At 68.0% G+C, this 24,744-nt stretch carries 25 protein-coding genes; 13 read left to right on the top strand and 12 right to left on the bottom strand.

All coding sequences use genetic code 11. The features are described 5' to 3' along the window. Positions 1–5: 5 nt before the first annotated feature. Positions 6–596: a DUF1003 domain-containing protein gene (locus ACFVJ5_RS25125; protein WP_379223595.1), complete on the bottom strand. Its 591-nt coding sequence runs from the start codon at positions 594–596 to the stop codon at positions 6–8. Beyond that, positions 593–1,891 (bottom strand): magnesium transporter MgtE N-terminal domain-containing protein, encoded by a 1,299-nt coding sequence (locus ACFVJ5_RS25120; protein WP_379223593.1) that lies wholly within the window; start codon positions 1,889–1,891, stop codon positions 593–595. The genes ACFVJ5_RS25125 and ACFVJ5_RS25120 overlap by 4 nt, the downstream gene beginning before the upstream one ends. 52 nt (positions 1,892–1,943) lie before the next feature. On the opposite strand from ACFVJ5_RS25120, the gene ACFVJ5_RS25115 reads away from it, so the two are divergent. From ACFVJ5_RS25115 to ACFVJ5_RS25105, 3 genes are all read left to right on the top strand, one after another. Continuing rightward, complete coding sequence (locus ACFVJ5_RS25115; RefSeq protein WP_379223958.1) at positions 1,944–2,873, top strand: HpcH/HpaI aldolase/citrate lyase family protein; 930 nt, start codon at positions 1,944–1,946, stop codon at positions 2,871–2,873. 66 nt (positions 2,874–2,939) lie between these two features. Then, positions 2,940–3,434, top strand: coding sequence for a general stress protein (locus ACFVJ5_RS25110; RefSeq protein WP_056813349.1), 495 nt, complete (start codon positions 2,940–2,942; stop codon positions 3,432–3,434). Positions 3,435–3,438: 4 nt separating this feature from the next. Next, positions 3,439–4,020, top strand: a complete 582-nt coding sequence (locus ACFVJ5_RS25105) for a suppressor of fused domain protein (protein ID WP_379223591.1) — start codon at positions 3,439–3,441, stop codon at positions 4,018–4,020. Here the strand turns inward: ACFVJ5_RS25105 and ACFVJ5_RS25100 are convergent. Next, on the bottom strand, positions 4,017–5,105 hold the full coding sequence (locus tag ACFVJ5_RS25100) for a magnesium and cobalt transport protein CorA (protein WP_379223956.1): 1,089 nt from the start codon (positions 5,103–5,105) through the stop codon (positions 4,017–4,019). The genes ACFVJ5_RS25105 and ACFVJ5_RS25100 overlap by 4 nt on opposite strands. A 67-nt stretch (positions 5,106–5,172) precedes the next feature. Between ACFVJ5_RS25100 and ACFVJ5_RS25095 the strand changes: the two genes are divergently transcribed. The 5 genes from ACFVJ5_RS25095 (at position 5,173) to ACFVJ5_RS25075 (ending at position 9,821) form a co-directional block, all read left to right on the top strand. Next, complete coding sequence (locus ACFVJ5_RS25095) at positions 5,173–6,027, top strand: PHP domain-containing protein (RefSeq protein WP_379223589.1); 855 nt, start codon at positions 5,173–5,175, stop codon at positions 6,025–6,027. After that, complete coding sequence (locus ACFVJ5_RS25090; RefSeq protein WP_379223587.1) at positions 6,024–6,290, top strand: hypothetical protein; 267 nt, start codon at positions 6,024–6,026, stop codon at positions 6,288–6,290. The genes ACFVJ5_RS25095 and ACFVJ5_RS25090 overlap by 4 nt, the downstream gene beginning before the upstream one ends. Positions 6,291–6,341: 51 nt before the next feature. Then, positions 6,342–7,898 (top strand): FAD-binding protein, encoded by a 1,557-nt coding sequence (locus ACFVJ5_RS25085; RefSeq protein ID WP_379223585.1) that lies wholly within the window; start codon positions 6,342–6,344, stop codon positions 7,896–7,898. 422 nt (positions 7,899–8,320) lie between these two features. Beyond that, positions 8,321–9,541: an NADP-dependent malic enzyme gene (locus ACFVJ5_RS25080; RefSeq protein WP_378638290.1), complete on the top strand. Its 1,221-nt coding sequence runs from the start codon at positions 8,321–8,323 to the stop codon at positions 9,539–9,541. A gap of 70 nt (positions 9,542–9,611) precedes the next feature. Then, positions 9,612–9,821 (top strand): ribbon-helix-helix protein, CopG family, encoded by a 210-nt coding sequence (locus ACFVJ5_RS25075; RefSeq protein WP_379223583.1) that lies wholly within the window; start codon positions 9,612–9,614, stop codon positions 9,819–9,821. Here ACFVJ5_RS25075 and ACFVJ5_RS25070 read toward each other — a convergent pair. The 4 genes from ACFVJ5_RS25070 to ACFVJ5_RS25055 are packed head-to-tail and all read right to left on the bottom strand — an operon-like array spanning position 9,804 to position 13,270. After that, on the bottom strand, positions 9,804–10,508 hold the full coding sequence (locus ACFVJ5_RS25070) for an ABC transporter permease (protein ID WP_379223582.1): 705 nt from the start codon (positions 10,506–10,508) through the stop codon (positions 9,804–9,806). The genes ACFVJ5_RS25075 and ACFVJ5_RS25070 overlap by 18 nt on opposite strands. Beyond that, positions 10,505–11,164, bottom strand: a complete 660-nt coding sequence (locus tag ACFVJ5_RS25065; RefSeq protein WP_379223580.1) for an ABC transporter permease — start codon at positions 11,162–11,164, stop codon at positions 10,505–10,507. The genes ACFVJ5_RS25070 and ACFVJ5_RS25065 overlap by 4 nt, the downstream gene beginning before the upstream one ends. Then, on the bottom strand, positions 11,161–12,309 hold the full coding sequence (locus ACFVJ5_RS25060; protein ID WP_379223578.1) for an ABC transporter ATP-binding protein: 1,149 nt from the start codon (positions 12,307–12,309) through the stop codon (positions 11,161–11,163). Before ACFVJ5_RS25060 ends, ACFVJ5_RS25065 begins: the two co-directional genes overlap by 4 nt. 28 nt (positions 12,310–12,337) lie before the next feature. After that, positions 12,338–13,270 carry an ABC transporter substrate-binding protein gene (locus tag ACFVJ5_RS25055; protein WP_379223954.1) on the bottom strand — a complete coding sequence of 311 codons (933 nt, stop codon included), beginning with the start codon at positions 13,268–13,270 and terminating at the stop codon, positions 12,338–12,340. Between the two features lie 199 nt (positions 13,271–13,469). On the opposite strand from ACFVJ5_RS25055, the gene ACFVJ5_RS25050 reads away from it, so the two are divergent. The 3 genes from ACFVJ5_RS25050 (at position 13,470) to ACFVJ5_RS25040 (ending at position 16,423) form a co-directional block, all read left to right on the top strand. Next, the gene (locus ACFVJ5_RS25050) at positions 13,470–14,078 is read left to right on the top strand and encodes a hypothetical protein (protein WP_379223577.1); all 609 of its coding nucleotides are present in this window, start codon (positions 13,470–13,472) and stop codon (positions 14,076–14,078) included. A gap of 187 nt (positions 14,079–14,265) precedes the next feature. Continuing rightward, positions 14,266–14,922, top strand: a complete 657-nt coding sequence (locus ACFVJ5_RS25045) for a PadR family transcriptional regulator (RefSeq protein WP_379223575.1) — start codon at positions 14,266–14,268, stop codon at positions 14,920–14,922. Between the two features lie 28 nt (positions 14,923–14,950). Next, positions 14,951–16,423 (top strand): DHA2 family efflux MFS transporter permease subunit, encoded by a 1,473-nt coding sequence (locus ACFVJ5_RS25040; RefSeq protein ID WP_379223573.1) that lies wholly within the window; start codon positions 14,951–14,953, stop codon positions 16,421–16,423. A gap of 50 nt (positions 16,424–16,473) precedes the next feature. On the opposite strand, the gene ACFVJ5_RS25035 is transcribed toward ACFVJ5_RS25040, so the two are convergent. After that, complete coding sequence (locus ACFVJ5_RS25035) at positions 16,474–18,078, bottom strand: molybdopterin-dependent oxidoreductase (RefSeq protein ID WP_379223572.1); 1,605 nt, start codon at positions 18,076–18,078, stop codon at positions 16,474–16,476. Between the two features lie 125 nt (positions 18,079–18,203). On the opposite strand from ACFVJ5_RS25035, the gene ACFVJ5_RS25030 reads away from it, so the two are divergent. Together ACFVJ5_RS25030 and ACFVJ5_RS25025 are read left to right on the top strand one after the other, a co-directional pair. After that, positions 18,204–18,626, top strand: coding sequence for a hypothetical protein (locus ACFVJ5_RS25030; RefSeq protein WP_379223570.1), 423 nt, complete (start codon positions 18,204–18,206; stop codon positions 18,624–18,626). Between the two features lie 83 nt (positions 18,627–18,709). Next, positions 18,710–19,420, top strand: a complete 711-nt coding sequence (locus ACFVJ5_RS25025) for a cutinase family protein (protein WP_379223568.1) — start codon at positions 18,710–18,712, stop codon at positions 19,418–19,420. Positions 19,421–19,472: 52 nt separating this feature from the next. On the opposite strand, the gene ACFVJ5_RS25020 is transcribed toward ACFVJ5_RS25025, so the two are convergent. The 4 genes from ACFVJ5_RS25020 to ACFVJ5_RS25005 form a co-directional block, all read right to left on the bottom strand. Further along, complete coding sequence (locus ACFVJ5_RS25020) at positions 19,473–21,269, bottom strand: AMP-dependent synthetase/ligase (protein WP_379223567.1); 1,797 nt, start codon at positions 21,267–21,269, stop codon at positions 19,473–19,475. Between the two features lie 92 nt (positions 21,270–21,361). After that, positions 21,362–22,315 carry an alpha/beta hydrolase gene (locus ACFVJ5_RS25015; RefSeq protein ID WP_379223565.1) on the bottom strand — a complete coding sequence of 318 codons (954 nt, stop codon included), beginning with the start codon at positions 22,313–22,315 and terminating at the stop codon, positions 21,362–21,364. Positions 22,316–22,341: 26 nt separating this feature from the next. Next, positions 22,342–23,175 (bottom strand): SDR family NAD(P)-dependent oxidoreductase, encoded by an 834-nt coding sequence (locus ACFVJ5_RS25010; protein WP_379223563.1) that lies wholly within the window; start codon positions 23,173–23,175, stop codon positions 22,342–22,344. Beyond that, on the bottom strand, positions 23,172–24,710 hold the full coding sequence (locus ACFVJ5_RS25005; protein WP_379223561.1) for a flavin-containing monooxygenase: 1,539 nt from the start codon (positions 24,708–24,710) through the stop codon (positions 23,172–23,174). The genes ACFVJ5_RS25010 and ACFVJ5_RS25005 overlap by 4 nt, the downstream gene beginning before the upstream one ends. Between the last annotated feature and the right edge of the window lie 34 nt (positions 24,711–24,744).

The following is a 24,744-nucleotide window of genomic DNA, read 5'->3' as shown; positions in this document are numbered from 1 at the left end:
TCCGGTCATACATCTGGGGCACCAGGCGAAATCGGGGCGGAAGAGGGCGTTTGACCGGAGGTTTTCTTGCGGACCGCTTTTCGCTTTTTGTCCGGCTTCGGCGCGCCGTCGGGCGTGGTGACCGCATCGATGCGGTCGAGCACGTCCTTGATCTCCTCCAGTTCACGCCGCAGGTAGTCGCGGGTGGCGACCTCGCCCACCGCCAGCCGCAGCGAGGCGAGTTCGCGGGCGAGGAACTCGGTATCGGCTTTGGTCTGCGCGGCCCGGGTCCGGTCCTCTTCGAGCGAGACCTTGTCCCTGTTGTCCTGGCGGTTCTGGGCCAGCAGGATCAGCGGCGCCGCATAGGCGGCCTGGGTGGAGAAGGCCAGATTGAGCAGGATGAACGGGTACGGATCCCAGCGCAGCGCCACCGCGAACACATTGAGCAGGATCCACACGATCACGATCACCGTTTGAATCGCGAGGTAGCGCCCGGTGCCGAGGAACCGGGCGACGCGCTCACTGGCCTGTGCGAGGGCGTCCGAATCCCAGTCGAAGCGGAAGCGCGACCCGACCGGCGTCTCCAAACGTAGCCGCGCCGGATTCTTCTCACTCATGCCGTACTCCCGCTCGCCTCGACCTGCTGCAGTGCCGGGGGCTCTTCTTCGCGCCAATCCTCGGGCAGCAGATGATCGAGGACGTCGTCGACGGTCACCGCGCCGAGTAGATGGTTCTCCGCGTCGACCACCGGCCCGCACACCAGGTTGTAGGTGGCGAAGTAGCGGGTCACCGCCGAGAGCGGCAGGTCGGGTGACAGCGGCGCCAGATCGCTGTCGACGATCCCGCCCACCAGATGCGCGGGCGGTTCCCGCAGCAGCTGCTGAATGTGCACACAGCCCAGGTAGCGGCCGGTCGGCGTGGCTGTCGGCGGTCGCACGACGAAGGCCATCGAGGCCAGCGCGGGCGTGAGGTCGGGGTCGCGGACCCGGGCCAGCGCTTCGGCGACGGTCGTCGCCGGCCCGAGCACGATCGGTTTCGGCGTCATCAGACCGCCCGCGGTGTCGGGGGAGTGCGCGAGCAGTCGGCGCACCGGCTCGGATTCCTCGGGATCCATCAGGGCCAGCAGTGATTCGGCTTCGCTCTCGGGCAGCTCGCCGAGCAGGTCGGCGGCATCGTCGGGGTCCATCGCCTCGAGGACGTCGGCGGCGCGGCGCACCTCGAGGTGGCTGAGCAAGTCGACCTGGTCGTCATCGGGCAGTTCCTGGACCACGTCGGCGAGGCGTTCGTCGTCGAGGGCGATCGCCACCTCGATGCGGCGCTTTTCCGGCAGCTCACGCAACCGATGCGCGACATCGGCCGCGCGCAGTCCCTCGAACTGGGTGAGCAGGGTGGTCACGTCCTGGCCGGGCCGGTCCACCTCGGCGGGGGTGAGCCCGTCGACCTGTGACCACTCCACGACATGCACCGCGCGCCTGCGCCCGATCCGCCGATGTCCGCGCACGGCGACCCGGCTGACGATCCAATCTCTGGTCCTGGTCTGTTCGATACCCAGATCGGCGACCAGCACGTCGACGTCGGCCAGATCCGGCAGATCCGGGTCGTTCACCCGCACCTGTGAGTCGACGATCTGCGCCATGGCCAGGAGCTCGCCGGCTCGCGGTGCGAAACGGCGCAGGCTCACGGTCCCGGTATTGAGCGTGACCATGCCGGGTTCGATCGCGGTCACCCGCAGGATCGGTACGAAAATTCGCCGCCGGGTGAGCAATTCGACGACGAGCCCGTGCACACGCGGCGGCTGGCGCGCGTTCCGGACGGCGACGACCACGTCGCGGACCCGGCCGATAGACTCCCCGTCCGGACCCAGCACCGTCAGGCCGGCGAGCCGGGCGACATACACCCTGGTGGTTGCCATGACCATCAGGCTATCGGTCGGGTACGGCCGCTCGAACCAGGAGGCGCTCCTCATGAAGCCACGTCGTTCGGTGCTCGCGGTGCCGGGTAGCAACCCGAAGATGATCGCGAAGGCGAAGACTCTGCCGGTCGACGAGGTCTTCCTCGATCTGGAGGACGCGGTCGCCCCCGGTGCCAAGGCGGCCGCGCGCGCGAATATCGTCGCCGCCCTGAACGAACCGGGCTGGGGTTCGCAGTTGCGGGTGGTGCGGGTCAACGACTGGTCGACCGAATGGACTTTCGCCGATGTGATCAGCGTGGTCGAGGGCGCGGGCAGCTGGCTCGACGCGATCCTGTTGCCCAAGGTCACCGACGCGGGTCAGGTGCGAGCACTCGACCTGTTGCTCACCCAGGTGGAGAAGGCGAGCGGTCTCGAGGTCGGCCGGATCGGCATCGAACCGCAGATCGAGAACGCGCTGGGCCTGCGCAATATCGACGCCATCGCCACCGCGAGCCCGCGCGTGCAGACGCTGGTGTTCGGGCCCGCCGATTTCATGGCCAGTATCAATATGCGCACGCTGGTGGTGGGGGAGCAGCCGGAAGGTTACGACGTCGGCGACGCCTACCACCACATCCTGATGACGATCCTGCTCGCCGCCCGCGCACACGGTCTACAGGCGATCGACGGCCCCTACCTGCAGATTCGCGATGTCGACGGCTTCCGCCGGGCCGCTGCCCGTACGGCCGCACTGGGTTTCGACGGCAAGTGGGTGCTCCATCCCGGCCAGGTGGACGCGGCCAACGAGATCTTCAGTCCACGTCAGGCCGACTACGACCGCGCCGAGTTGATCTTGGAGACCTACGCCTTCCACACCTCCGAGGCCGGTGGCGCGCGTGGCGCTGTCATGTTGGGAGATGAGATGATCGACGAAGCAAGCGCCAAGATGGCTCAGGTCGTAGCCGACAAGGGGCGTGCCGCGGGAATGTCGAGAACCGGCGTTTGATCCCGCGGGGGTGGAATGGCGCGTTTCACTGCGGCACAGTCGGCCGACGAATAGCAGAATAGGACTATGACGAATCCCTTGGGCAACTCGAATCGCGGGCGGCAGGCGTTGCCGACGCCGCCGTCGGGCTGGCCGGTCGGCTCGTATCCCACGTACGCGGAGGCGCAGCGCGCGGTCGACTACCTGGCCGACGGGCAGTTCCCGGTGCAGGACGTGACCATCGTCGGTGTCGATCTGATGCAGGTGGAGCGGGTGCTCTACCGGCTCACGTGGGGCAAGGTCATCGGCGGTGGCGTGGTGTCGGGCGCCTGGCTCGGCCTGTTCCTCGGTCTGCTGCTGAGCCTGTTCACCACCACCGGCGGTGCGCTCGGACCGCTCGTGGTCGGTCTGCTGGGCGGCATCGTCTTCGGCGTCATCACCACGTCGATCCCGTACGCGGCCACCAAGGGTCAGCGCGACTTCGCCTCGACCATGCAGTTGGTCGCGGGGCGCTACGACGTGCTGTGCGATCCGAAGTCCGCCGAACAAGCCCGCGACATGCTGGCTCGATTGGCTCTGTAGCGCGATGGATGTGGAGAACACGGTCCGCGCCGCGGTGCTGGACCACTTCGATGTCGAACGCGCACAGGTCGATTCGGCCTCGCTGACCTTCCTCGGGCTGGAACCGGTCGAGATCCTGCGTATCCCGGGTGACGGCGCGGTCCACTACGCGACGCTGGGTGGTTCCCGTCATCCGATGGGTGATCCGACCGATCTGCTGGCCGACCCGGTGCGCGGACCGCGCGCGGAACTGGTTCTGACGCTGTTGATGAGCGCCGACCCGCAGGTCGGGGTGGCCAAATCCCTCGGTGTACTCGTCGCCTCGCCCGCGGTGGAAGGCGTTGTGCTGCAAGCCGACGCGCTACTCGATCTCGGCGAACCGTTGTGGCGCAACGCGAAGTTCACCGCGGTCGTGCTCGGCGAGAGCGATATCCCCGCGATCGCGCTGCCGGACCCGGCCGACCCGGTGCGCTACCTCAGCGTCACCCCGGTGACCGCGACCGAGGCCGCCTGGGTGCGCGTGCGTGGCGCCCAAGCGCTGCGCGAGGCCTGGGCCGAAGCCGGGATCGACGTGCGTGATCCCGAGCGTGGCGCGGTGAATCTCTAGAGCCAGCCGTTGCGGCGGAAACTGCGGAACAGCCAGGCGCAGATCACGGCCATGAGGACCACCGTCGAGGGGTATCCCCACCACTGATGCAGGATCCACATATTGTCGAAGTTCATGCCGTAGATGCCGGCGATGAGCGTCGGCACCGCCGCCATCGCGGCATAGGCCGAGATCTTGCGCATGTCGGTGTTCTGCTGAACGCTGATCTTGGCCAGCGCGGCATTGACCAACCCGCTGAGCGCTTCGTCGAAGTAGCTGATGTGGTCGGAGACGCTGGCCTGGTGGTCGGCCACGTCGCGCAGATAGCGGCGGATCTCGGTCGGCACCGGTAAGTCGGTGTTGTTCACCAGCCGCTCCAGCGGAACCGCCAGCGGCGCGACCGCCCTTCGCAATTCCACCACCTCGCGTTTGAGCTGGTAGATCGAGCCGATGCCGATCTTCGAGGCGGGCGTGAACACCGCCTCCTCCATCTCGTCGATGTCGACACCGACGGACTCGGTGACATCGACGTAGGTGTCCACGATGTGGTCGGCGACGGCGTGCAACACCGAGGTCGGTCCGTATTTCAGCTGCTCGGGCTGCTGTTCGAGCTCGTGGCGCACGGTGGACAGGTGGGTGTGTTCGCCGTGGCGCACCGTGACGGCGAAGCGCGGCCCGGTGAAGACCATGATGTCGCCGGTCTCCACGATCTCGCTGGTCGAGTCGATGTCGTGTTCGACGTAGCAGACCGTGCTCATCACCAGGAACAGTGTGTCGCCGTAGCGCTCGAGCTTGGGGCGTTGCCTGCCCTGCACCGCGTCCTCCACCGCCAGCGGGTGCAGGCCGAAGATCGAGGCGATGTCGTTCATCTGCCGCTCGTCCGGGTCGTGCAGGCCGATCCAGACGAATCCCGCATCGGTCTTCTCCGCCGCTGTCAGCGCCTGTTGCGGCGAGAAATGTCCCGGCTGCCGCTCGCCGTCGACGTAGACCCCACAGTCGACGATCGCTCGCGCCGTCGGCACGGGGACCTGTGGTCGCGGCGTTTTCGTCGCGCGATTCGGCCCGTGGAACGACGGCATCGGCGGAAATGAGGGCACCGAGTGGATCCTACGGGCACCGACCTCGCGCACCCGGGAGCGCGCGGGACCCGACACCGCACTGTAAGACTGAGGTGTGCGCATCGACCTGCATACCCATTCCACCGCCTCCGACGGCACCGACACTCCCGCCGAACTGGTGCGGCATGCCGCGGCGGCCGGCCTCGACGTCGTCGCGATCACCGACCACGACACCACCGGTGGCTGGGCCGAGGCCCAGGCGGCCCGACCGTCGGGGCTCACGCTCGTGCGTGGCATGGAGATGTCGTGCACGGGCACGGGGGAGGACGGCTACCCGGTGCCGGTGCACCTGCTCGCGTATCTGTTCGACCCCGCCGACCGCGGTTTCGCCGAGGAGCGTGAGCGCCTGCGCGGCGAGCGGGTGGCCAGGGTGCGGGCGATGGCGGAGAAGATGGCGGCCGACGGACTGCCGATCGATCCCGTCGCGGTGATGGCGAGCGCGGGTCCGGCGGTGGGCAGGCCGCATCTGGCGCAGGCGCTGGTGGCGGCGGGAGTCGTCGAGAGCGTGAATGCCGCGTTCATCGATCTGCTCGCTCCGCACGGGCCGTACTACGCCGAGAAGGCCGACACCCCGCTGCCGAGGGCGGTGCAGTTGATCGCGGCCGCGGGCGGGGTCAGCGTGATCGCCCATGCGCGCGCCCGTAAGCGGGGCAGGCTGCTGGCGCTCGACGACATCAGGGAGCTGGCCGGGCTCGGCCTGGGTGGGCTCGAGATCGATCACCCGGATCACAACGAAGCCGATCGCCTTGTGCTGACCGGACTTTCGCGAGAACTGGGTCTGGTGCGCACCGGCTCGTCGGACTATCACGGCAGCAACAAGACCATCGAGATCGGCGCGTGTGGCACCGATCCCGATCAGTACGAAGCACTCATCGACAAGGCGAGCGGGACGCCGGTGATCGCCCCGTGACGCTGGTGCGCACGGTCAGCGGCGTTGTCGCGGGTGGGGTTCTCGTGCTCTTGTGCGTGGTCGTCGGCGCGGCGGTGATCGGCTCGCGCCGCGACTTTCCCGGGCCGGGCGCGGAATCGCTGTCGGTGCATTTCGTGGCCGCTGTCGTGGTGGTCGTCGCGCAGGTCTTCGCCGACCGGCGCCGCGGAATGTCCACATTGTTCGGGTCCGTGGCGGTCTTGGTCACGGCTGGTGTATTGCTTTGGACACAATGGTGGGGTTAGCGGCCAAGTAATGGTTGCGGTCGGGTGAACTGTGCCCGAATATTTCTCTTTGTGACCAGCATCGAAACGGATGTCTTGATCCTCGGCGGCGGACCCGCTGGGCTCTGGGCTGCCGTCTCGGCCGCGGCGACGGGCGCGCGGGTGGTGCTGGTCGACAAGAGCCGCTGCGGTTCCAGCGGTCCCACCGTGTACGGCACGACCGTGCTCTGGGACATTCCGCCCGGTCCGGGCCGCGCCGAGGCTGTCGAGAAGGCGTTCGTCGCCGGCGGCGGGCTCGGTGATCGGGCCTGGCTGCACCGCGTGGTCGACGAGACCCACCGGCGATTGCAGACCTGGTCGGGCACCCGCCATCGCGTGCCCGATCCGAACGGCGACCCCGCCCACGTGCACTTCGACGGCGCGAGCTACCTGCGCCGGCTGCGGCGCGGCGCGCTCGAGGCGGGCGTGCGCATCCTCGATCATCATCCGGCGCTGCAATTGCTCGTCGACCCGGCGGGCACCGTGGTCGGTGCGGCGGGGGTCCAGCGCCACAACAAGTTTCGACCGTGGGCCATCCGGGCGGGTGCGGTCGTGGTCGCCACCGGTGGGTGCGCGTTCCTGTCCGGCGGTGCGGGCACCGAGGTGAGCACCGGCGAGGGCCTGCTGATGGCGGCCGAGGCGGGCGCCGAACTGTGCGGGATGGAATTCTCCAGCGCCTACGGACTGGCGCCGGTGCTGTCGCGAGTACATCCGCATCCGGCGGTCGCGCCCGGTCTGTCGGTGCATTTCGCGGCCCTCTACGACGAAGCGGGCGCCGAACTGTCCGACCGGTACCCGGCGGCGCTCACCGCCATCGCGGACGGCGGGCGGGTCTTCGCGGCGCTGAGCGAGGTGCCCGACACCGTCCGGCACTGGCTGAGCAGGCACGGCGCGGTCGACGCCGCGGGACGGGTGCCCGTGCGGGCGGTGCTGGAGGGAACCATCCGTGGCGCGGGCGGGCTGGCCCTCGCCGATACCGATTGCTCGACGACGATCCGCGGCCTGTTCGGTGCGGGCGACGTGACCGGCAGACAGATCGTCACCGGAGCGGCGGGCGCGGGCGGCGGCCTCAACGGCGCCTGGGCGCTGGCCTCGGGCGCCTGGGCGGGGCAGGGCGCCGCCGCGTTCGCGGTCGCCAACGAAAGGGCGAGCAGTGCGAGTCCGGTGCCGGGCGCGGGCCTCGGGCCGCACGCTCACATCGACCCGCGGTCGGTGATCGGTCTGGTGCAGGAGCACACGCTGCCGCTGCGCCGTAGCTACCGGCGTAGCGCGGGCAGCCTCGGTGACAGCATCGCCGAGCTGGACGCGATGTGGCCCGGCGCCCAGTTCGACCTGGGCGGCCTCGGGGTGGGGCAGTTGCGGGCGCGCCAGGCGGCTGCCCTGCTCGCTGTCGCCCGGTGGGCGGGCTACAGCGCGCTCGTGCGCGCCGAGAGCCGCGGTATCCACCGGCGCATCGACCACCCCGCCGCGCACTCGGACTGGCTGGTCCGGCTGCGCTGCGGTGGGCTCGACGACGTGTGGGTGCGCCGGGAGGAATGGCCGGAGCCGCTCGGCGGCGAGCTCACCGCGGCCACCCCCGCCACGGTGTGAAAGTTCACCGGATGTTCCCGCTGCGCTGCGAGTTTTCGCTTACGCCACGGCAATTCGACAGGGCTACGCTCGACACGTGACGCGGTTTGGCAATCGACGCATCGTGCTGGCAGAATGTTGCGGATTCCCTTCCCTTGCCACCGCCGGGTTCGGGGACATCGGTGACCTTCCGCCGTGCGACGCACCGTCGCAGCGTTGGTCGACCCGTTTGCTCGCCCGGACACACCCGTCCGGTTCCGCTCGGCGGATCAGTGCCGCGCCACGTGTACCGGTTGCCACCGCGAAACGCGTGTGGTCGCGCACCCGATGAGCGTGATAGCGATCCAGCGTCGTAGCAATCCGGCGCCCCAGAAATTCGTAGTTCCGATATACCCGGCGGTAACCGTCCCCCGGTTGAGCCCGACTCGAGCAGGAGTGAAATCGTGTCACCTGTGACTGACGCACCGAATGCCACCGCGGCGCCCAAGGCCGATGACGCAGCGAGCCTCGCTGCGATCACCCAGGAGGAGATCTTCGCGGGTCACCTCGGTGGAAAGCTGTCTGTCGAGCTCAGCGCACCCCTCGAGACCCAGCGCGATCTGTCCATCGCCTACACCCCCGGTGTCGCCCAGGTCAGCCGTGCGATCGCCGAGGACCCCGCGCTCACCAAGACCTACACCTGGACCGACCGGCTCGTGGTCGTGGTCAGCGACGGCACCGCCGTGCTCGGCCTCGGTGACATCGGCCCGCGCGCCTCGCTGCCCGTGATGGAGGGCAAGGCCGCGCTGTTCAAGAAGTTCGCCGGCCTGAACTCGATCCCGCTGGTGCTCGACACCACCGATCCCGACGAGATCGTCCAGACGCTGATCCACCTGCGTCCGAGCTTCGGCGCGGTGAACCTGGAAGACATCTCCGCCCCGCGCTGCTTCGAGATCGAGCGTCGCGTCATCGAGGCGCTGGACTGCCCGGTCATGCACGACGACCAGCACGGCACCGCCATCGTGGTGCTGGCCGCCCTCAAGGGCGCGGCCGCGGTGCAGGGCCGTGACATGTCGGGCCTGAAGGTCGTCGTCTCCGGTGCCGGCGCGGCGGGTGTGGCGTGCGCGAACATCCTGATCGCCGCGGGCGTGCCCGATGTGGTCGTGCTCGACTCGAAGGGCATCGTCAGCACCGGTCGCGACGGTCTCAACGGTGTGAAGGCCGACCTGGCCGCCCGCTCCAACCCGCGCGGCCTGACCGGTGGTCCGGCCGACGCGCTGGCCGGTGCCGATGTGTTCCTCGGCCTGTCCGCGGGCACCATCCCCGAGGAGCTCATCGCCTCGATGGCGCCGGAGGCGATCGTGTTCGCCATGTCCAATCCGGACCCGGAGATCCACCCCGACGTGGCCGCCAAGTACGTGGCGATCGTGGCGACGGGCCGCAGCGACTTCCCGAACCAGATCAACAATGTGCTCGCCTTCCCCGGCGTGTTCAAGGGTGCGCTCGACGCCGGTGCCCGCCGGATCACCGAGGGCATGAAGGTCGCCGCCGCGAACGCCATCTTCGGTGTCGTCGCCGACGAGCTCGCCGTCGACAAGATCATCCCGAGCCCGCTCGATCCGCGCGTGGCTCCGGCCGTGGCCGAGGCCGTCGCGGAAGCGGCGCGCGCCGAGGGCGTCGCCTAGTTTCTCCCTGACAGCGCCCCCGTTCCCACCGGAACGGGGGCGCTGTCGCGTTGTCTGGGATCATCGAACGATGACCACCATCACCGTGCAGCTTCCCGATGACGTCGCCGAGCAGCTCGCGGCCGCCGCGGCGGCTACCGGCGTTTCGGTGAATGTGGCGATGGTGCAGGCAGCGCAGGAGTGGATTCACGCCAACGCTCAGCGTGCCCGGGAACGTGCCAGGATGCAGCAGGTGCTGGCCGAGGACCCGCACCTGCGGGCGCTACTCGGCGACGACTGAGATCCGGGGGTCGGTCCCCGCGCGGGTGAGCCTGCCGGTGCCCGGGGTGCTCGCCCACACCGCCACCGCGAGCAGCCCGTCGAGCACCAGCGCCAGCACCGCGACCAGCAGCGCGCCGACCAGCACGAGGTCGTATCGGTAGAGTCCGATGCCGTCGAAGATGTAGCGGCCGAGCCCGCCCAGGTTGACATAGGCCGCGATGGTCGCGGTGGCGACGACTTGCAGAGTGGCGCCGCGCAATCCGCCGAGCAGCACCGGCATCGCGTTGGGCACCTCGACCCGGAACAGGATCTGGCGCTCCGTCATCCCCATCGCCCGCGAGGCGTCGACCACATCGGCGGCCACATTCGCGATCCCCGCGTACGCCCCCGCCAGCAGCGGCGGAATGCCGACAGTGATCAGCGCCAGCAGCGGCGGGATCAGCCCGAGCCCGAGTCCGAGCACCAGAAAGGTGAGCAGACCCAGTGTCGGTAGCGCTCGCATGGCATTGGCGAAGCCGACCATCACCGCACTGCCTCGGCGCGTGTGCCCGATGATCGACCCGAGCGGCACCGCGATCACCGCCGACAACGCCACCGCGAGGAAGCTGTACCAGAGGTGTTGTAGCAGCCGATGTTCGATGCCGGTGGGTCCGCCCCAGTTCGCGCTGTCGCTCAGATAGTTCCAGGCTTCGACGAAGAGGTTCACGAGCGTGCCCCTTTCACGCGGGCGTCGGCCCTGGTCCACGGGGTCGCGAGGGTGCCGAGCAGGAACACCAGCCGATCGAAGATCAGCGCGAGCACCAGGGTGACGATGATGCCCGCGACGATCTGATCGGGGTAATCACGCTGATAGCCCTGCGTGAACAGCTTCCCGAGCCCGCCGACTCCGATCAGCGCGCCGACCGATACCATCGCGATGTTGGTGACCACCACCACGCGCAGCGAGGCGGTGAAAACCGGTAGCGCCAACGGCATGTCGACGGTGACGGTGCGCCGCAACCGGCCGAACCCGATCGCGTCGGCGGCATCGATCACGCTGTCGGGCACCGTATCCAGCGCCATCGGCACCGCGATCAGCAGCAGCGCGGTCGAATACACGGTGAGCGCGATGATCACGTTGAGCGGGTCGATCATCGAGATGCCGACAAGCGGCGGAATGATCACGAACAGCGCGAGCGACGGGATGGTGTAGGCCAGGCTCGACGTCGTGGTGGTGATCCGCCGGGCCCAGCGGTTCCCGTGCACCAGCGCGCCGACCGGGACCGCGATCACCAGGCCGAGCAGCAGGGGGACAAGCGCCAGCACCAGGTGCGTGCGGGTGATCGCCATGATCTCGGCGAAGTTGTCGATCAGATATCTCACGAGGTGCCCTGGGTGAAGAACTCCTGATTGCGTTCGGAGTCTTCGGCTTCCCGCTGTTCGGCGAGCTGGGTCAGCACGTCGGTGGCGAGCAGCCCGCCGCGCACGGCGCCCGCCTCGTCGACGGCGACGCCGATTCCCGAGGGTGAGGAGATCGCCGCGTCCAGTGCCTGCCGGAGGTCGCCGTCCGGGGTGAACAGCGAACCGCCCGCGGAAACGCTGGAGTCCAAAGGTTTTCCGGCGCGCACCCGCTCCACGCCGGTGACATCGATCCAGCCGCCCGGCTTGCCGAGCGCGTCGACGACGAGTGCCCATTCGCCCTGGGTGAGCCGCAATTCGGCGATGTCGTCCGGTTCGATCGTCCGAATCGGTGCCAGCGCAACAGCTTCGGCGCTGCGGAACGACAGCCCTCGATAGCCGCGATCCCTTCCGACGAACCCGGCGACGAAATCCGTTGCGGGCTGGGCCAATACATGTTCCGGTGTGTCGTACTGCTGGAGCACCCCGCCGAGCCCGAACACCGCGATCTTGTCGCCGAGCGTGATCGCCTCGTCGATATCGTGGGTGACGAACACGATCGTCTTGTGTAGTTCGGACTGCAGCCGCCGCATCTCCGATTGCAGTTCCGCGCGCACCACCGGGTCGACCGCGCTGAACGGCTCGTCCATCAACAGCACCGGGGGGTCGGCGGCCAACGCCCGCGCCACCCCGACTCGCTGCTGCTGACCGCCGGACAACTGCGCCGGATACCGCTCGGCCAGATCGCGATCCAGCCCGACCCGGTCCATCACCTCCAGCGCGGCCGCGCGGGCCGCCCTGCGTGATTGCCCGAGCAGCATCGGCACGGTCGCCACGTTGTCGATCACCCTGCGGTTGGGCAGCAGCCCGCCGCTCTGGATCACATAGCCGACACCGAGGCGCAGTTTCACCGGATCGACCGTCGCGATGTCGCGTCCGTCGACGGTGATGGTGCCCGCGGAGGGGTCGACCATGCGATTGATCATGCGCATCGAGGTGGTCTTGCCGCAGCCGGACGGCCCGACGAACACGGTGAACGATCCCGAGTCGATGTGCAGGTTCAGATCGCGCACCGCGTGTGTGCCGTTCGGATACGTCTTGTCGATACCGCGGAATTCGATGTCGGACAATGGATTTCTCCTCGCAGCCCAGCTGCGCCTAACCGATGGGGGAGTTCAGCCCCTGGGCGGTGATCCAGGCGAGCGCGGCGGCCTTCGGTTCGATCTTGCTGTCGCCGGAGACGGCCGTGTTCAGCGAGATCAGTTCGGTGGTGGTGAGCTTGGCCGAGACCGCGTCGAGCACGGCGACGGCCTTGTCGGTCTTCTTCGCGGCGTTGAACAGCGGTACCACGTTCTGCGCCGCGAAGTTGTGCTTCGGATCGGCGAGGACGACCAGGTCGTTCTGCGCGATCGCCGGCGACGTGGTGAAGATGTCGGCCGCGGTGACCTGGCCGTCGACCAGCGCGCGCACCGTCGCGGGGCCGCCGCCGTCGGCGATCGGCACGAAATTGGCGTCGGTGATATCGAGGCCGTAGTTCTTCTTCAAGCCCGGCAGTCCGCCCGGGCGCTGGGCGAATTCGGCCATCCCGCCGAACTTCACCTCGGCCGAGTGCGGCGCGAGGTCGGCGATGGACTTCAAGTTCCACTTGTCGGCCGTGGCGCGGGTGACGACCACCGCGTCGGAGTCCTCGCCGGGGGCGGGCGTCGCGATGGCGAGGTCGTCGCCGAGTGCCGTGGTGAGCGCGGCGTTCACTTCGGGCGCGGCGGTGGCCGTGGCGTCTTTGTCGAGGTATTGCAGCAGGTTGCCGGTGTATTCGGGAATGAGCGAGATCGCGCACTGGCGCAGTGCGGGAATGTAGGCCTCGCGCGAGCCGATGTCGAACTTGGTGTCGACCTTGAAGCCGTTGATCCGCAGCACCTCGGTGTAGATGTTGGCGACGGTCTCGGACTCGGGGAAGTTGGCCGACCCGATGATCAACGCGTCGCTCGTGCAATCACCCTTGGCGGCAAGCGGATCGTTGCTGCCGCAGGCGGAGGCGATCATGGCGGCGGCCAGCGCCACCGCGGCAACCAGTACCCGGCCCGCCCGCATCGCGAGGCGGCGTGCCGGTCGACGTTGTCCTGGCGATGAGGAGGCGAAGTCGGTTTTCACTGGTGTCCTTCCGGCAAAGGCGGGCAGTGCGCTGTGCGTGCGACCCGGGGGCCACAGGTACATTCTGGTAGTTCATACTGCCCGCCGTCGGGCCGAATTGCGCGGGTTGACGGCAAATACGGAAAGTTGGTGTCGCCGGATGTACTCGGTCGCTGTGCGTCGTACCGCCGCCGCGATCCTGGCCGCAGCCTGCGCTTTCACCACTATTTCCTGCGCCTCCGACGACGCGCGCCCGGTGGTTGTGGTGGGTGGGAATTCGACGACGGAATCGGTTCTGCTCGCCGAGATCTATTCCCAAGCACTGGACCGTGCGGGCGCCGACTCCACCGTCATGACCGGATTGGCCACCCCCCTCACCGATCTCGACGCGGGCCGCATCGCCGTCCTGCCCGCCCGCAACGGCGCCCTCGTGGACCGCTGGAACCCCGCCTCCCCGGCCCGCACACCGGACGAGGTGGTCGCCGCGGTCAACTCGGCGCTCCCTCAGGGCATTTCGGTCTCCGACGCCGCGGACGGCACCGACCTGCGCCCCCGCGCGGAGGGTGGGGCCCCCGAGGACACCGCCCGCACCCAGAGCATCGTCGCCCTCTACCGCAGCGGCATCTTCGACCGCCAACAGCTGAAGAAGCTCAACTACGTAGCAGGCGAACTGACCACCGATGAACTGGCCGATCTGATCCACGACATCGAAACCGGCACTCGCCCCGCCGACGCCGCCCGCTCCTGGCTCGACGCCCACAGCCTCTAGCGCCGCTGCGCCTTATCGTCAGGCACCCCCGCCAACTCCGAACCTCTGTCATGGCGGCAGCGGTGTCGGTGGCTCTGTCGCGCCCTTGCCAAGCTATGTTCCGCTCCGTATATTCCTACTGGAATATTTGGTGTGGAACATAGTGCTGAGTGGAGGTGGCGGGGTGGGGCAGCCCGGGCGGAATGTGATGACGCCGTTGGCTATCGCGGTGCTCGGGTTGCTCGACGAGCGGCCGATGCATCCGTACGAGATGTATCAACTGCTGATCACTCGGCGGGAGGATCTGCTGGTCAAGGTGCGGCCCGGGTCGCTGTATCACGTGGTGGCCCGGCTGGCCGACGACGAGATGGTGGCGGCGGAGGGGATCGGCCGGGCCGGGAACCGGCCGGAGCGGACCACCTATCGGATCACCGATTCCGGGCGGACCGCGCTGCGGGGGCGGATCGCTGACCTGCTGCGGACACCGGTGCAGGAATATCCGATCTTCCGGGTGGCGTTGGCCGAAGCACACACCCTTCCGCAAGAACAGGTCGTCGCATTGCTCGACGAGCGCGTGGAGTACCTGACTCAGTCGCTGGCCGACATGGACGTGCTGCTCGACTGGACGCGCAGCCGTGCCATCCCGCGCCGCTATTTCGTTGTCCTGGAATACATTCGCGCCACCATCCACGCCGAGCTCACGTGGATCGAAGACTTCGCCGCCGAACTCGGCAGCGGTGCCGTGCCGTGGGAGCAGTACGACCCCGACACCGGCGAACGGATCACCGACGATCACATCCACGAATGGCCCAGTGGGGATTCCCCCGAAGCCGCGCCCCGGCCCCGCTGGGCCGCCCGAAGCTGAATCCTTCTCCTCGATTGGAACGAATTCGATGACCACCCAACGCAATCCGTGGCTAGCGCTCTTCGCGCTGGTGGTCGGGTTCTTCATGATCCTGCTGGACATGACGATCGTCGCGGTCGCCAATCCGGCCATCATGACCGACCTCAGCACCGACATCTCCAACGTCATCTGGGTCACCAGCGCCTACCTGCTCACCTATGCGGTGCCGCTGCTGGTCACCGGTCGGCTCGGTGACAAGTTCGGGCCGAAGAACATCTACCTGATCGGCCTCGCGATCTTCACCGGCGCCTCGCTGTGGTGCGGCCTGTCCGGCAGCATCGGCATGCTGATCGCCGCGCGCGCCGCCCAGGGCATCGGCGCCGCGCTGATGACGCCGCAGACGATGGCCGTGATCACCCGCACCTTCGCGCCGGACAAGCGCGGCGCCGCGATGGGCCTGTGGGGTGGCGTCGCCGGGCTGGCGACGCTGATCGGCCCCATCCTCGGTGGCGTGCTGGTCGACAACCTCGGCTGGGAATGGATCTTCTTCGTCAACGTGCCGGTGGGCATCATCGCGTTCGGCCTGGCCGTGTGGCTGGTGCCCGCGCTGCCGACCAGCGACCACAAGTTCGACATCGTCGGCGTGGTCCTCAGCGGAGTCGGCATGCTCGCCCTGGTTTTCGGTATCCAGGAGGGCAATTCGCAGGACTGGTCGCTGCGGATCTGGCTGCTGATCGGTTTCGGCGTGGTGATGCTGGTGGTGTTCGTGATCAACCAGGCGCGCAACAAGGGCGAACCGCTGGTGCCGCTGAGCCTGTTCCGGGACCGCAATTTCGCGCTGTCGAACCTGGCGATCGCCGCGATGGGCGCCGCGATCACCTCGATGATGGTGCCCTCGTACTTCTACCTGCAGGCGGTGCGCGAGATGACGCCGACCATGTCGGCGCTGGTCTTCGCGCCGATGGCGATCATCACCGGTTTCACCGCGCCGTTCATCGGCAAGGTGTCGGACAAGCTGCCGCCCCGGCTGCTGCCGACGATCGGATTCGTGCTGTTCGCCGGTTCGGTGGCGTCGTTCGGCGCGCTCATGAGCCCGGATTCGTCGATCGTCTGGTTCCTGCTCGCCGCGGCCGTCGCGGGCTTGGCCAACGCCTGCATCTGGGCTCCGCTCGCCACGACGGCCACCCACAACCTGCCGGTCACCCAGGCGGGTGCCGGCGCCGGTATCTACAACACCACCCGCCAGGTCGGCTCGGTCCTCGGTAGTGCCGCGATCAGCGCCCTGATCGCCGCCCGCCTGACCGCCAACGGCCTCGGCGGTGGCGGCCCGGTCGGTGAAGGCGCGGCCACCGGCCCGCTCCCGCCGCAGATCATCGACGAGTTCAGCACCGCGCTGGCCCAGTCGATGATCCTGCCCGCCTCGATCCTGGTGATCGGCGTCATCGCCTCGGCGCTGTTCGTCGGTCACGGTAAGTCCGCCGGAAACGCTCCCACGCGGGAGAAGGCCGACGCTTCGGCCTGATCGCCAGTGTCGAATCGCCTGCCCGTCACGTGCGAACGTGGCGGGCAGGTTCAGTTCACCTGGATGGTGAGGGTGGGATAGCCGGTGGCGCCGTCGGGGACGACGCCTTGTTCGACGGCGGTCTGTGGCTGACCGGTGGTGTCGATGCTACGGGCGCGCAGGGTGTGCTGGCCGGGGGTGGCTTCCCAGTCGTAGGTCCACTGGCGCCAGGTGTCGACGGTGACCTCGGTGGACAGGCGGGCCGGGCGCCAGTCGCCGTTGTCGACCTGCACCTCGACGCCGGTGACGCCGCGATGCTGGGCCCAGGCGACACCGGCGATCACGGTGCGGCCCTGCGGGATTCGGCCGCGCCCGCGTGGGGTGTCGATGCGGGTGCCGGTTTTGATCGGGCCCTGCGCCGACCAGCCGCGGCGGGTCCAGTAGGCCGTGGCCGCGTCGAAGCGGGTGACCTCGAGCTCGGTGACCCATTTGGTGGCGGAGACGTAGCCGTAGAGGCCGGGAACGACGAGGCGAGCGGGGTAGCCGTGCTGGACGGGAAGAGGTTCGCCGTTCATGCCGATGGCGAGGAGGGCGTCGCGGCCGTCGGTGAGCACGGAGAGCGGACTGCCCGCGGTCCAGCCGTCTTTGCTGTGGGACAGCACCATGTCGGCGTCGGGGTGCGGACGCGCTTCGGCGAGCAGTTCGTCGAGTCGGTAGCCCAGCCAACGGGCGTTGCCGATGAGGTCGCTGTTGATCGGATTGGACACGCAGGCCAGGGTCACCAGGCGTTCGACCGGGGTGCGGCACAGGAGATCGTCCCAGGTGAGGGTGATTTCCTGGTCGACCATCCCGTGGATGCGCAGGGACCAGGAGTCTGTGGACACCTGGGGAACGATCAGCGCGGTATCGATCCGGTAGAAGTCGCTGTTCGGGGTGATGTACGAAGTGAGTCCTGGCACCCGGAGATCGGCATCCGGCGCCAGCTCCGGCAACGGTGCTGTCGCCCTGGGCAATTCGACGGTCTCGCGCTCGGCCGTCACGTCGTGGCGAGCACCGCCGAGCAGCCGACCCGCGAGCCCGGCGCCGAGAGCGAGTACCCCGGTCGCCGCGATGCCGCCGAGTACGCGCCGCCGCCCGGCCCCTGCGATCGATGCGTCGGCGCGGACCGGGCTTTCATCGCCGTTCACGTCCGACGTCGTGGTGGCTGCACCGAGTTGTGGCGCAGCGGGTTCCGTCGCCGATCGCCGTGCGTCGGAGGTGTCATCGATCCGTCTGGTCAATCCTCGCAATGCGAGAATCCCCGCGGCGGTGCCGATCAGCGCGGGCAGCGCACCGGCGAACCCGCCGACTCTCCCGGTCCCGATGACGGCGGCGACCACGCCGAAAATCGCGAACGCGACCGACCCCACCGGTCGAGCCGGCCGCTCGAAGTACCCGGCGATCCCTGCGACGACAACCGCCACAATGCCCATGCACACGAACAGCACAGCCTTGTCGTTGGTTCCGAAGGTGGAGATCGCCCATTCCCTGATCCCGTCGGGGGTGTGGTCGACCACCGTCGCGCCGAGTGCGTAGGCGGGTGCGCTCCCGGACCCGGTGAACACCGCGACCAACTCCGCCACACCGAGTACCAGTGCCGCGGCCACGATCCCGGCCACCGCCCGCAAGAACGCCATGTACAGAGCGTACGTCGCGGCCGGATCGCCCCGGTGACCGATTTGTGACGGCCGAACACCTCCCGCGGATCGGCGATCAAAACTACACTGTGTAGTAGAAGCGATCCCGCTCGGCAGGAGACATGATGACCGAGACAGCACCGGACTCGACACTGCGCGCCACGACGGCGGTCGTCGCCGTCGCCCTCCTGGTTCACGGCGCCGACCACCTACGCCGCGGCATGGACGCCACCTCATCGCTGGTGAACGCCCTCGGCACCCTGCAGATCCTCTTCGCCCTGTTCACGGTGTTCCTGGTGTTCCGCAGGCATCCGGCAGCCCCACGCGCCGCGGTGTTCATCGGCTTCGCGAGCGCGATCGGTTTCACGATCGTGCACCTGCTCCCGGACTGGTTCGGTCCGCTCAGCGACAGCTTCATCAACGCGCCCGCCGCCTCCGCGGTCACCGGATTCTCTTGGTTCGCGGCACTATTCGAGATCGCGGCCGATCTGGCGATCGGCGTCGCGGGTCTGCGGGTGCTGCGGTCCAGGGAGTTGAGCGTGGCCTGAACGACGGGGCAGTCGCTCACCCGGCGGCGCGTCGGGCCGAGGCGAGGCGATGGTGAACGGTCGCGGTCGGTAGTCTGCGCGGAATGACAGCACGTTCCTTTTCGCGATTCGTGTCTGCAGTCTTCTTGGCAGCCGCGATTCCCCTGGTATCGCCCACCCATTCCGCTACCGCCGCACCCTGTTCCGATATCGAGGTGGTGTTCGCTCGCGGGACCGCCGAGCCGGGTGGCGAACTCGGTCTGACCGGTATCTCCTTCGTCGAAGCGCTGCGCGCGAACGCGGGCGGACGCTCGGTCGGCTCGTACGGCGTCGACTACCCGGCCAGCAGCGACTTCGCCGACCGGCTGGCCTTCGCGCGCACCGTCGTGGAGGGGATCGGTGATGCCCAGCGACGGGTCGAATACCTCGCGGCGAACTGCCCGAGCGCCCGGATCGTCCTCGGCGGATATTCCCAAGGCGCGGCGCTGGCCGGTTTCGCGACCGGCGTCGGTGTGCCGGAGGGTGTGCTGCCGGAGTACGAGATGTATCTGCCGGAGCCGATGGCGCCCGAGGTGGCCGAGCACGTCGCGGCGGTCGCGCTGTTCGGCAAACCGTCGGATCGGTTCATGGCCGACGCGGACGCACCGGCGGTCTCGGTCGGCGCGCTCTACAAGAACAAGACCATCGAGCTGTGTGTCCCCTCGGACAACATCTGCGACGGATCCCCACTCGCCCAACCCGATGCCGTGCACAGCCTCTACAGCATCAACGGAATGACCGTCACCGCAGCACAATTCGCGGCGCAACGGTTCTGAACAGCCGAAAGGCCGGTTGCGCGAACGCAACCGGCCTTTCGTATGCGTGGGATCAGGAGTAGATCTTGTCTACTTCGCCCGCGTACTGCTTCATGACGACGGCGCGCTTGAGCGACATCTTCGGGGTGAGCTCGCCGCCCTCCTGGGTCCAGTCGACCGGGAGGATGCGGATCTTCTTGATCGCCTCGGCCTTGGAGACCTTCTTGTTGGTCTCGTCGATCGCGGCCTGCACCTCGGCGACCAGCGCCGGGTTCTCGATCAGGGTCTCGATCGCGGTGTCGGCGGCGACGCCGTTGCGATCCTTCCAGCCCGGCAGGGCCTCCGGGTCGAGGGTGATCAGCGCGCCGATGAAGGGCTGGCCGTCACCGACGACCATGACCTGGCTGATCAGCGGGTGCGCGCGCAGGGAGTCCTCGAGGACCGCGGGGGAGACGTTCTTGCCGCCCGCGGTGACCAGGATTTCCTTCTTGCGACCGGTGATGGTGACGAAGCCGTCGGCGTCGATGGCGCCCAGGTCGCCGGTCTTGAACCAGCCGTCCTCGAACGCCTCCTCGGTGGCCTCGGCGTTGCCCCAGTAGCCGTCGAACACGACCGAGCCCTTGAGCAGCAGCTCGCCGTCCTCGGCGATCTTGGCCGCGTGGCCCTGGATCGGACGACCGACCGAGCCGACCCGGATGAACGCGGGCGTGTTCACGGTGAACGCGGCGGTGGTCTCGGTCAGGCCGTAGCCCTCGTAGATCGTCACGCCGGCGCCGCGGAAGAAGTGGCCCAGGCGCGCGCCCAGCGGGCCGCCACCGGAGACAGCGGCCAGGCACTGGCCGCCGAGGGCCGCGCGCAGCTTGCTGTAGACCAGCTTGTCGAAGACGAAGTGCTTGAGCTTGAGCAGCAGGTCAGGGCCGCCCTTGGTCTCGAGCGCCGTGCTGTAGGCGATGGCGGTCTCCGCGGCGGCGTCGAAGATCTTGCCCTTGCCGCCGTCGTGCGCCTTCTGCTTGGCGGAGTTGAAGACCTTCTCGAATACGCGCGGCACCGAGAGGATGAAGTCCGGCTTGAAGTCGCCGAACTGCTCGACCAGGGTGGTCCAGTCCGAGCTGTGGCGGATGGTCACCTTGGAATCGAAGGCGATCAGCGCGACGGCGCGGGCGAACACGTGCGCCAGCGGCAGGAACAGCAGGGTCTTCTGGCCCTCGGAGACGAACGCGCTGAGTTCGATGCCACCCGAACGCGACTCGGCCCACAGGTTCGCGTGGGTCAGCTGGACGCCCTTGGGACGGCCGGTGGTGCCCGAGGTGTAGATCAGGGTCGCGGGGGAGGCCGCGCCGACCTGCTTGCGACGCTCGTGCACGACGGAGTCGTCCAGATCGGCGCCGCGCTCGGTGAGCGTGTCGATGGCGCCCTTGTCGATCTGGATGGTCTCGGCCAGCGCGGGCAGCGAACCGGCTTCGATCTCGTCGATCGTGGCACGGTGCTTGTCGTTCTCGACGACCAGCAGCTTGGTCTCGGAATCCTGCAGGATCCACTTGGCCTGCTCGGCGGCCGAGCTGTCGTAGATCGCGACGGTCACGCCACCGGCGGCCCAGATCGCGAAGTCGAGCAGCGACCACTCGTAGCGGGTGGCGGCCATGATCGCGACGCGGTCGCCCAGCTCGATGCCGGCGGCGATCAGGCCCTTGGCCACGCCGATGACGGCCTTCTCGAACTGCGCCGCCGTGACGTCATTCCAGCCGCCGCTGCCGTTCGGGACATTGAACAAGACCGTGTTCGGCGTCTCCTGCGCGAAGCGGAAGACGTTGTCGGAATTGTTCGCATCGTCCGGGATGGTGTAGGAAGCCGGAACTTCGAACTCTCGCATCTGTGCCCTTCCAGTGGGTTCTACTCGCCAGTAATCTACGACACGTTCGCGCGGGTCGCGATATCGCCGCCCGAATTGCCCGTCACCAGGACTTATCGTAAATCGTTGATCGATACCGGCTGAATTGCTTCTCGCAGGAATTCCGCGAGTTCGCTGAGTGCCAGCGCTGCCTCGGTGACCAGCGCGGCTTGCAGTTGCGCGACGTGCCAGAGGCCGCGGGTTTCGGTGAAGCGGACGTGCACGCCCGCTCCACGCAGGGCTGAGACGAGCTTGCAACACTGGTCGTGCAGGAGTTCGCTCACATCGACCTGTACGTAGGTGGGCGGCAGGCCGATCAGGTTGCCCGACAGCGGGGCGTAACCCGCTTCCGTGGCGGCGGCGTCACCCAGGTAGTGGGCGGCGCACGCCTGCGACCACGCCCGGTTGATCACCAGGTCGCGGTCCTTGCTCGGCACCTCGGTGGGGTCCACCCACGGCGCGATGAGGCCGAGCGCGGCGGGCGTGAGCTGATGCCGTTCGATCAGCCGCTGGGCCAGTGCCATCGCCAGGCCGCCGCCCGCCGAGTCACCGGCCAGACAGATCTGATCGGGCCGGTAGCCGACGTTGCCGACCAGGTCGAGGAACGCGGCTTCGGCGTCGTCGAGACCGGCCGGGAACGGGTGCTCCGGGGCCAGCCGGTAGTCCAGCGAGTACACCGCGCACGCTGTCTCGCGCGCGAGCCCGGCCACCAGCGAACGGTGCGTGGCGATGGAACCGACCACGTAGCCGCCGCCGTGCAGGTACAAGATCGCGCCCGCGGCACGTTCCGGCGGGACCGCCCGGGTACGCGAACCCGGAATGGCGGTCTCGGCGATCACGCGTTCGGCGGGGCGCCCGCCCAGCTGCAGGTGCTGCACGACGGAACCGTCGGGCACCAACTGCAGCCGGGAGACCGCGTCGAGCAGAACGCGCTGCACCACCACCGGTAGTCGCGCGTTGAGTGTCACCCGGAACACCGGGTCGAGCACCGTGCGGGCGATCGGCAGCGGAATCTTGAACTCGCGCATGGAGTTTCCTCAGGTCTGGAGGAGCGTCAGTGTGGCATGAAGCGGCCGTTGACCACGGCCGAGATCCGGCTGTAGCCGGAGGCGAGGAATCGCACGCTCACGTCGAGTACCTTGGCCTCCCAGCCGATCAGCACGCGGGCCTGGCCCTTGCGCACACCCTCGGTGATGGTCTGCGCGGCCATCTCCGGGGTGTGAATCGCCAGGTACTTGTCGAACAGCGTGGCGGCGTTGGCGCCGTCCATGCCCTCGGCGTAGGTGGCGTTGCGGGCGACCGCGGTCTTGATGCCACCGGGGTGTACGCAGGTGACCTTGACGGGCGCCTTGGCGACCTTCATCTCCTGGAACAGCGCCTCGGTGAAGCCGCGCACCGCGAACTTGGCCGAGTTGTAGGCGGCCTGGCCTGGCACGGCGACCAGGCCGAAGAGGCTGGACACATTGATGACGTGGCCGTCGCCGGACTCGATCAGCATCGGCAGGAACGCCTTGGTGCCGTTGACGACGCCCCAGAAGTCCACATCCATGATGCGTTCGATGTCTTTGAACTCGGTCTTGATCACGTCACCGTGGTAGGCGATGCCCGCGTTGTTGTAGATCTGGTGCACGACGCCGAAGTGCGCCTTCACCTGATCGGCGTAGACCAGGAACGACTCACGCTCGGCAACGTTGAGCCGGTCGGACTTGACCTGTGCGCCCAGCTTCTCGCAGGAGGCGACGGTCTGGGCCAGGCCCTCGGCGTCGATGTCGGACAGCGCCAGCTTGGCGCCGCGCGCGGCCAGGTTCTCGGCCAGTGCGCGGCCGATTCCGGAGCCCGCTCCGGTGATCACGCATACCTTGTTCGTGAAGTAAGCATCTTTGCTCACTGTGCTGCCACCACTTCCCTGTCGGCGTCTGCGGTTGTCGTAGTGTAGGCGTCGGCATCGAAATGCCGTGTGAGCCTACGGAATTCGAAGGTGAAGTCCGGCCACAACGTGGTGTTGTTGCCGTGCTTGTCCAGATACCAGCTGGCGCAGCCGCCAGTGTTCCAGACGGTCTTGCCCAACTTTTCCTGCAGGTCGGCGTTGTAGGCCCGCTGCGCGTCTTCGCGCACCTCGACGGTCCGCAGACCGCGCTTGTCGATCGCCGCCAGCGCGTCGCTGACGTAGTTGATCTGCGATTCGATCATGTACACCATCGAGGTGTGGCCGAGGCCGACGTTCGGGCCGACCAGGAAGAACATATTGGGGAAGTTCGCGATGGCCGAGCCCTTATAGGCCTGCTGGCCGATCTCGTCGAACACCTCGGCCAGCGTGCGCCCGTCGCGTCCGACCATCGAGTTGTAGGTCGGGGAGTCGGTGACGTGGAAGCCGGTGGCCACGATCAGCGCGTCGATCTCGCGCTCGGTGCCGTCCTTGGTGACGATCGAGCCCGGCTTCACCTGGGCGATGCCGTCGGTGATCACGTCGACATTGTCGCGATCCAGCGCGGGGTAGTACTCGTTGGAGATCAGCATGCGCTTGCAGCCGATCCGGTAGTTCGGGGTGACCTTCTTGCGCAGTTCGGGATCGCGGATCTCGATCTGCAGCTTGGCGCGCGAGAGGGCCTCGAAGGCCTTCATCAGCACGGGGAAGCGGGTCAGGCCGACGACCTGGGTTTCCCGTGCGGCGTAGATGGCCGCGCGCGAGAGCCGCTGCACGGCGGGGATGTGCTTGAACGCCAAGCGCTCGGGCAGCAGATACGGGCGGTCCATGCGCGGCAGCAGCCACGGCGCGGTGCGCTGGTAGACGTCGAGCGTGGCGACCTTGCTCGCGATGGCGGGCACGATCTGGATCGAGGAGGCGCCGGTGCCGATCACCGCGACGCGCTTGCCGGTGAGGTCGGCGTCGTGGTTCCAGCGGGCGGAGTGGAAGATCTCGCCCTCGAAGTCGTTGATGCCCTTGATGTCGGGTAGCGACGGCTCACACAGCGCGCCGACCGCGGAGACCACGGTGTCGGCGGTGAAGTTGCCCTTGCTGGAGCCGATCTCCCACTGTGCGTCCGCGTCGTTCCAGCGGATGCTCTGCACGTCGCAGTCGAAGATGTGCCGGTCGAGCACGTCGTGACGCTCGGCGACGCTCTTGATGTAGGCCTGGATCTCGCCCTGCTTGGAGAACGAGCGGGTCCAGTCCGGGTTCGGGGCGAACGAGTACGAGTACAGGTGCGAAGGCACGTCGCAGGCAGCACCGGGGTAGGTGTTGTCGCGCCAGGTGCCGCCGACTTCGCTGCCGCGCTCGAGCACGAGGAAGTCGTCGCGACCCTCCTGGCTCAGGCGGATGGCCAGGCCGAGCCCGGCGAACCCGCTGCCGACGATGATCGTCTTCACGTGGCGGGTTTCGGCGACCAGGGGTTCGACAACGTTGTCTGTGACCTTGCGACTCATGTAAAGCAGAATACGGTCTTATTGAGTCCGAGTC

This window comes from Nocardia sp. NPDC127606 (assembly GCF_042671725.1).
GTDB lineage: Bacteria > Actinomycetota > Actinomycetes > Mycobacteriales > Mycobacteriaceae > Nocardia.
This window is presented reverse-complemented; position numbering and strand designations above follow the sequence as displayed.

Coding starts and splice junctions, on each gene's coding strand:
- ACFVJ5_RS25125 (WP_379223595.1), bottom strand. CDS start 596: ATGAGTGAGAAGAATCCGGCGCGGCTACGTTTGGAGACGCCGGTCGGG.
- ACFVJ5_RS25120 (WP_379223593.1), bottom strand. CDS start 1,891: ATGGCAACCACCAGGGTGTATGTCGCCCGGCTCGCCGGCCTGACGGTG.
- ACFVJ5_RS25115 (WP_379223958.1), top strand. CDS start 1,944: ATGAAGCCACGTCGTTCGGTGCTCGCGGTGCCGGGTAGCAACCCGAAG.
- ACFVJ5_RS25110 (WP_056813349.1), top strand. CDS start 2,940: ATGACGAATCCCTTGGGCAACTCGAATCGCGGGCGGCAGGCGTTGCCG.
- ACFVJ5_RS25105 (WP_379223591.1), top strand. CDS start 3,439: ATGGATGTGGAGAACACGGTCCGCGCCGCGGTGCTGGACCACTTCGAT.
- ACFVJ5_RS25075 (WP_379223583.1), top strand. CDS start 9,612: ATGACCACCATCACCGTGCAGCTTCCCGATGACGTCGCCGAGCAGCTC.
- ACFVJ5_RS25055 (WP_379223954.1), bottom strand. CDS start 13,270: ATGCGGGCGGGCCGGGTACTGGTTGCCGCGGTGGCGCTGGCCGCCGCC.
- ACFVJ5_RS25050 (WP_379223577.1), top strand. CDS start 13,470: ATGTACTCGGTCGCTGTGCGTCGTACCGCCGCCGCGATCCTGGCCGCA.
- ACFVJ5_RS25045 (WP_379223575.1), top strand. CDS start 14,266: ATGACGCCGTTGGCTATCGCGGTGCTCGGGTTGCTCGACGAGCGGCCG.
- ACFVJ5_RS25040 (WP_379223573.1), top strand. CDS start 14,951: ATGACCACCCAACGCAATCCGTGGCTAGCGCTCTTCGCGCTGGTGGTC.
- ACFVJ5_RS25035 (WP_379223572.1), bottom strand. CDS start 18,078: ATGGCGTTCTTGCGGGCGGTGGCCGGGATCGTGGCCGCGGCACTGGTA.
- ACFVJ5_RS25030 (WP_379223570.1), top strand. CDS start 18,204: ATGACCGAGACAGCACCGGACTCGACACTGCGCGCCACGACGGCGGTC.
- ACFVJ5_RS25025 (WP_379223568.1), top strand. CDS start 18,710: ATGACAGCACGTTCCTTTTCGCGATTCGTGTCTGCAGTCTTCTTGGCA.
- ACFVJ5_RS25020 (WP_379223567.1), bottom strand. CDS start 21,269: ATGCGAGAGTTCGAAGTTCCGGCTTCCTACACCATCCCGGACGATGCG.
- ACFVJ5_RS25015 (WP_379223565.1), bottom strand. CDS start 22,315: ATGCGCGAGTTCAAGATTCCGCTGCCGATCGCCCGCACGGTGCTCGAC.
- ACFVJ5_RS25005 (WP_379223561.1), bottom strand. CDS start 24,710: ATGAGTCGCAAGGTCACAGACAACGTTGTCGAACCCCTGGTCGCCGAA.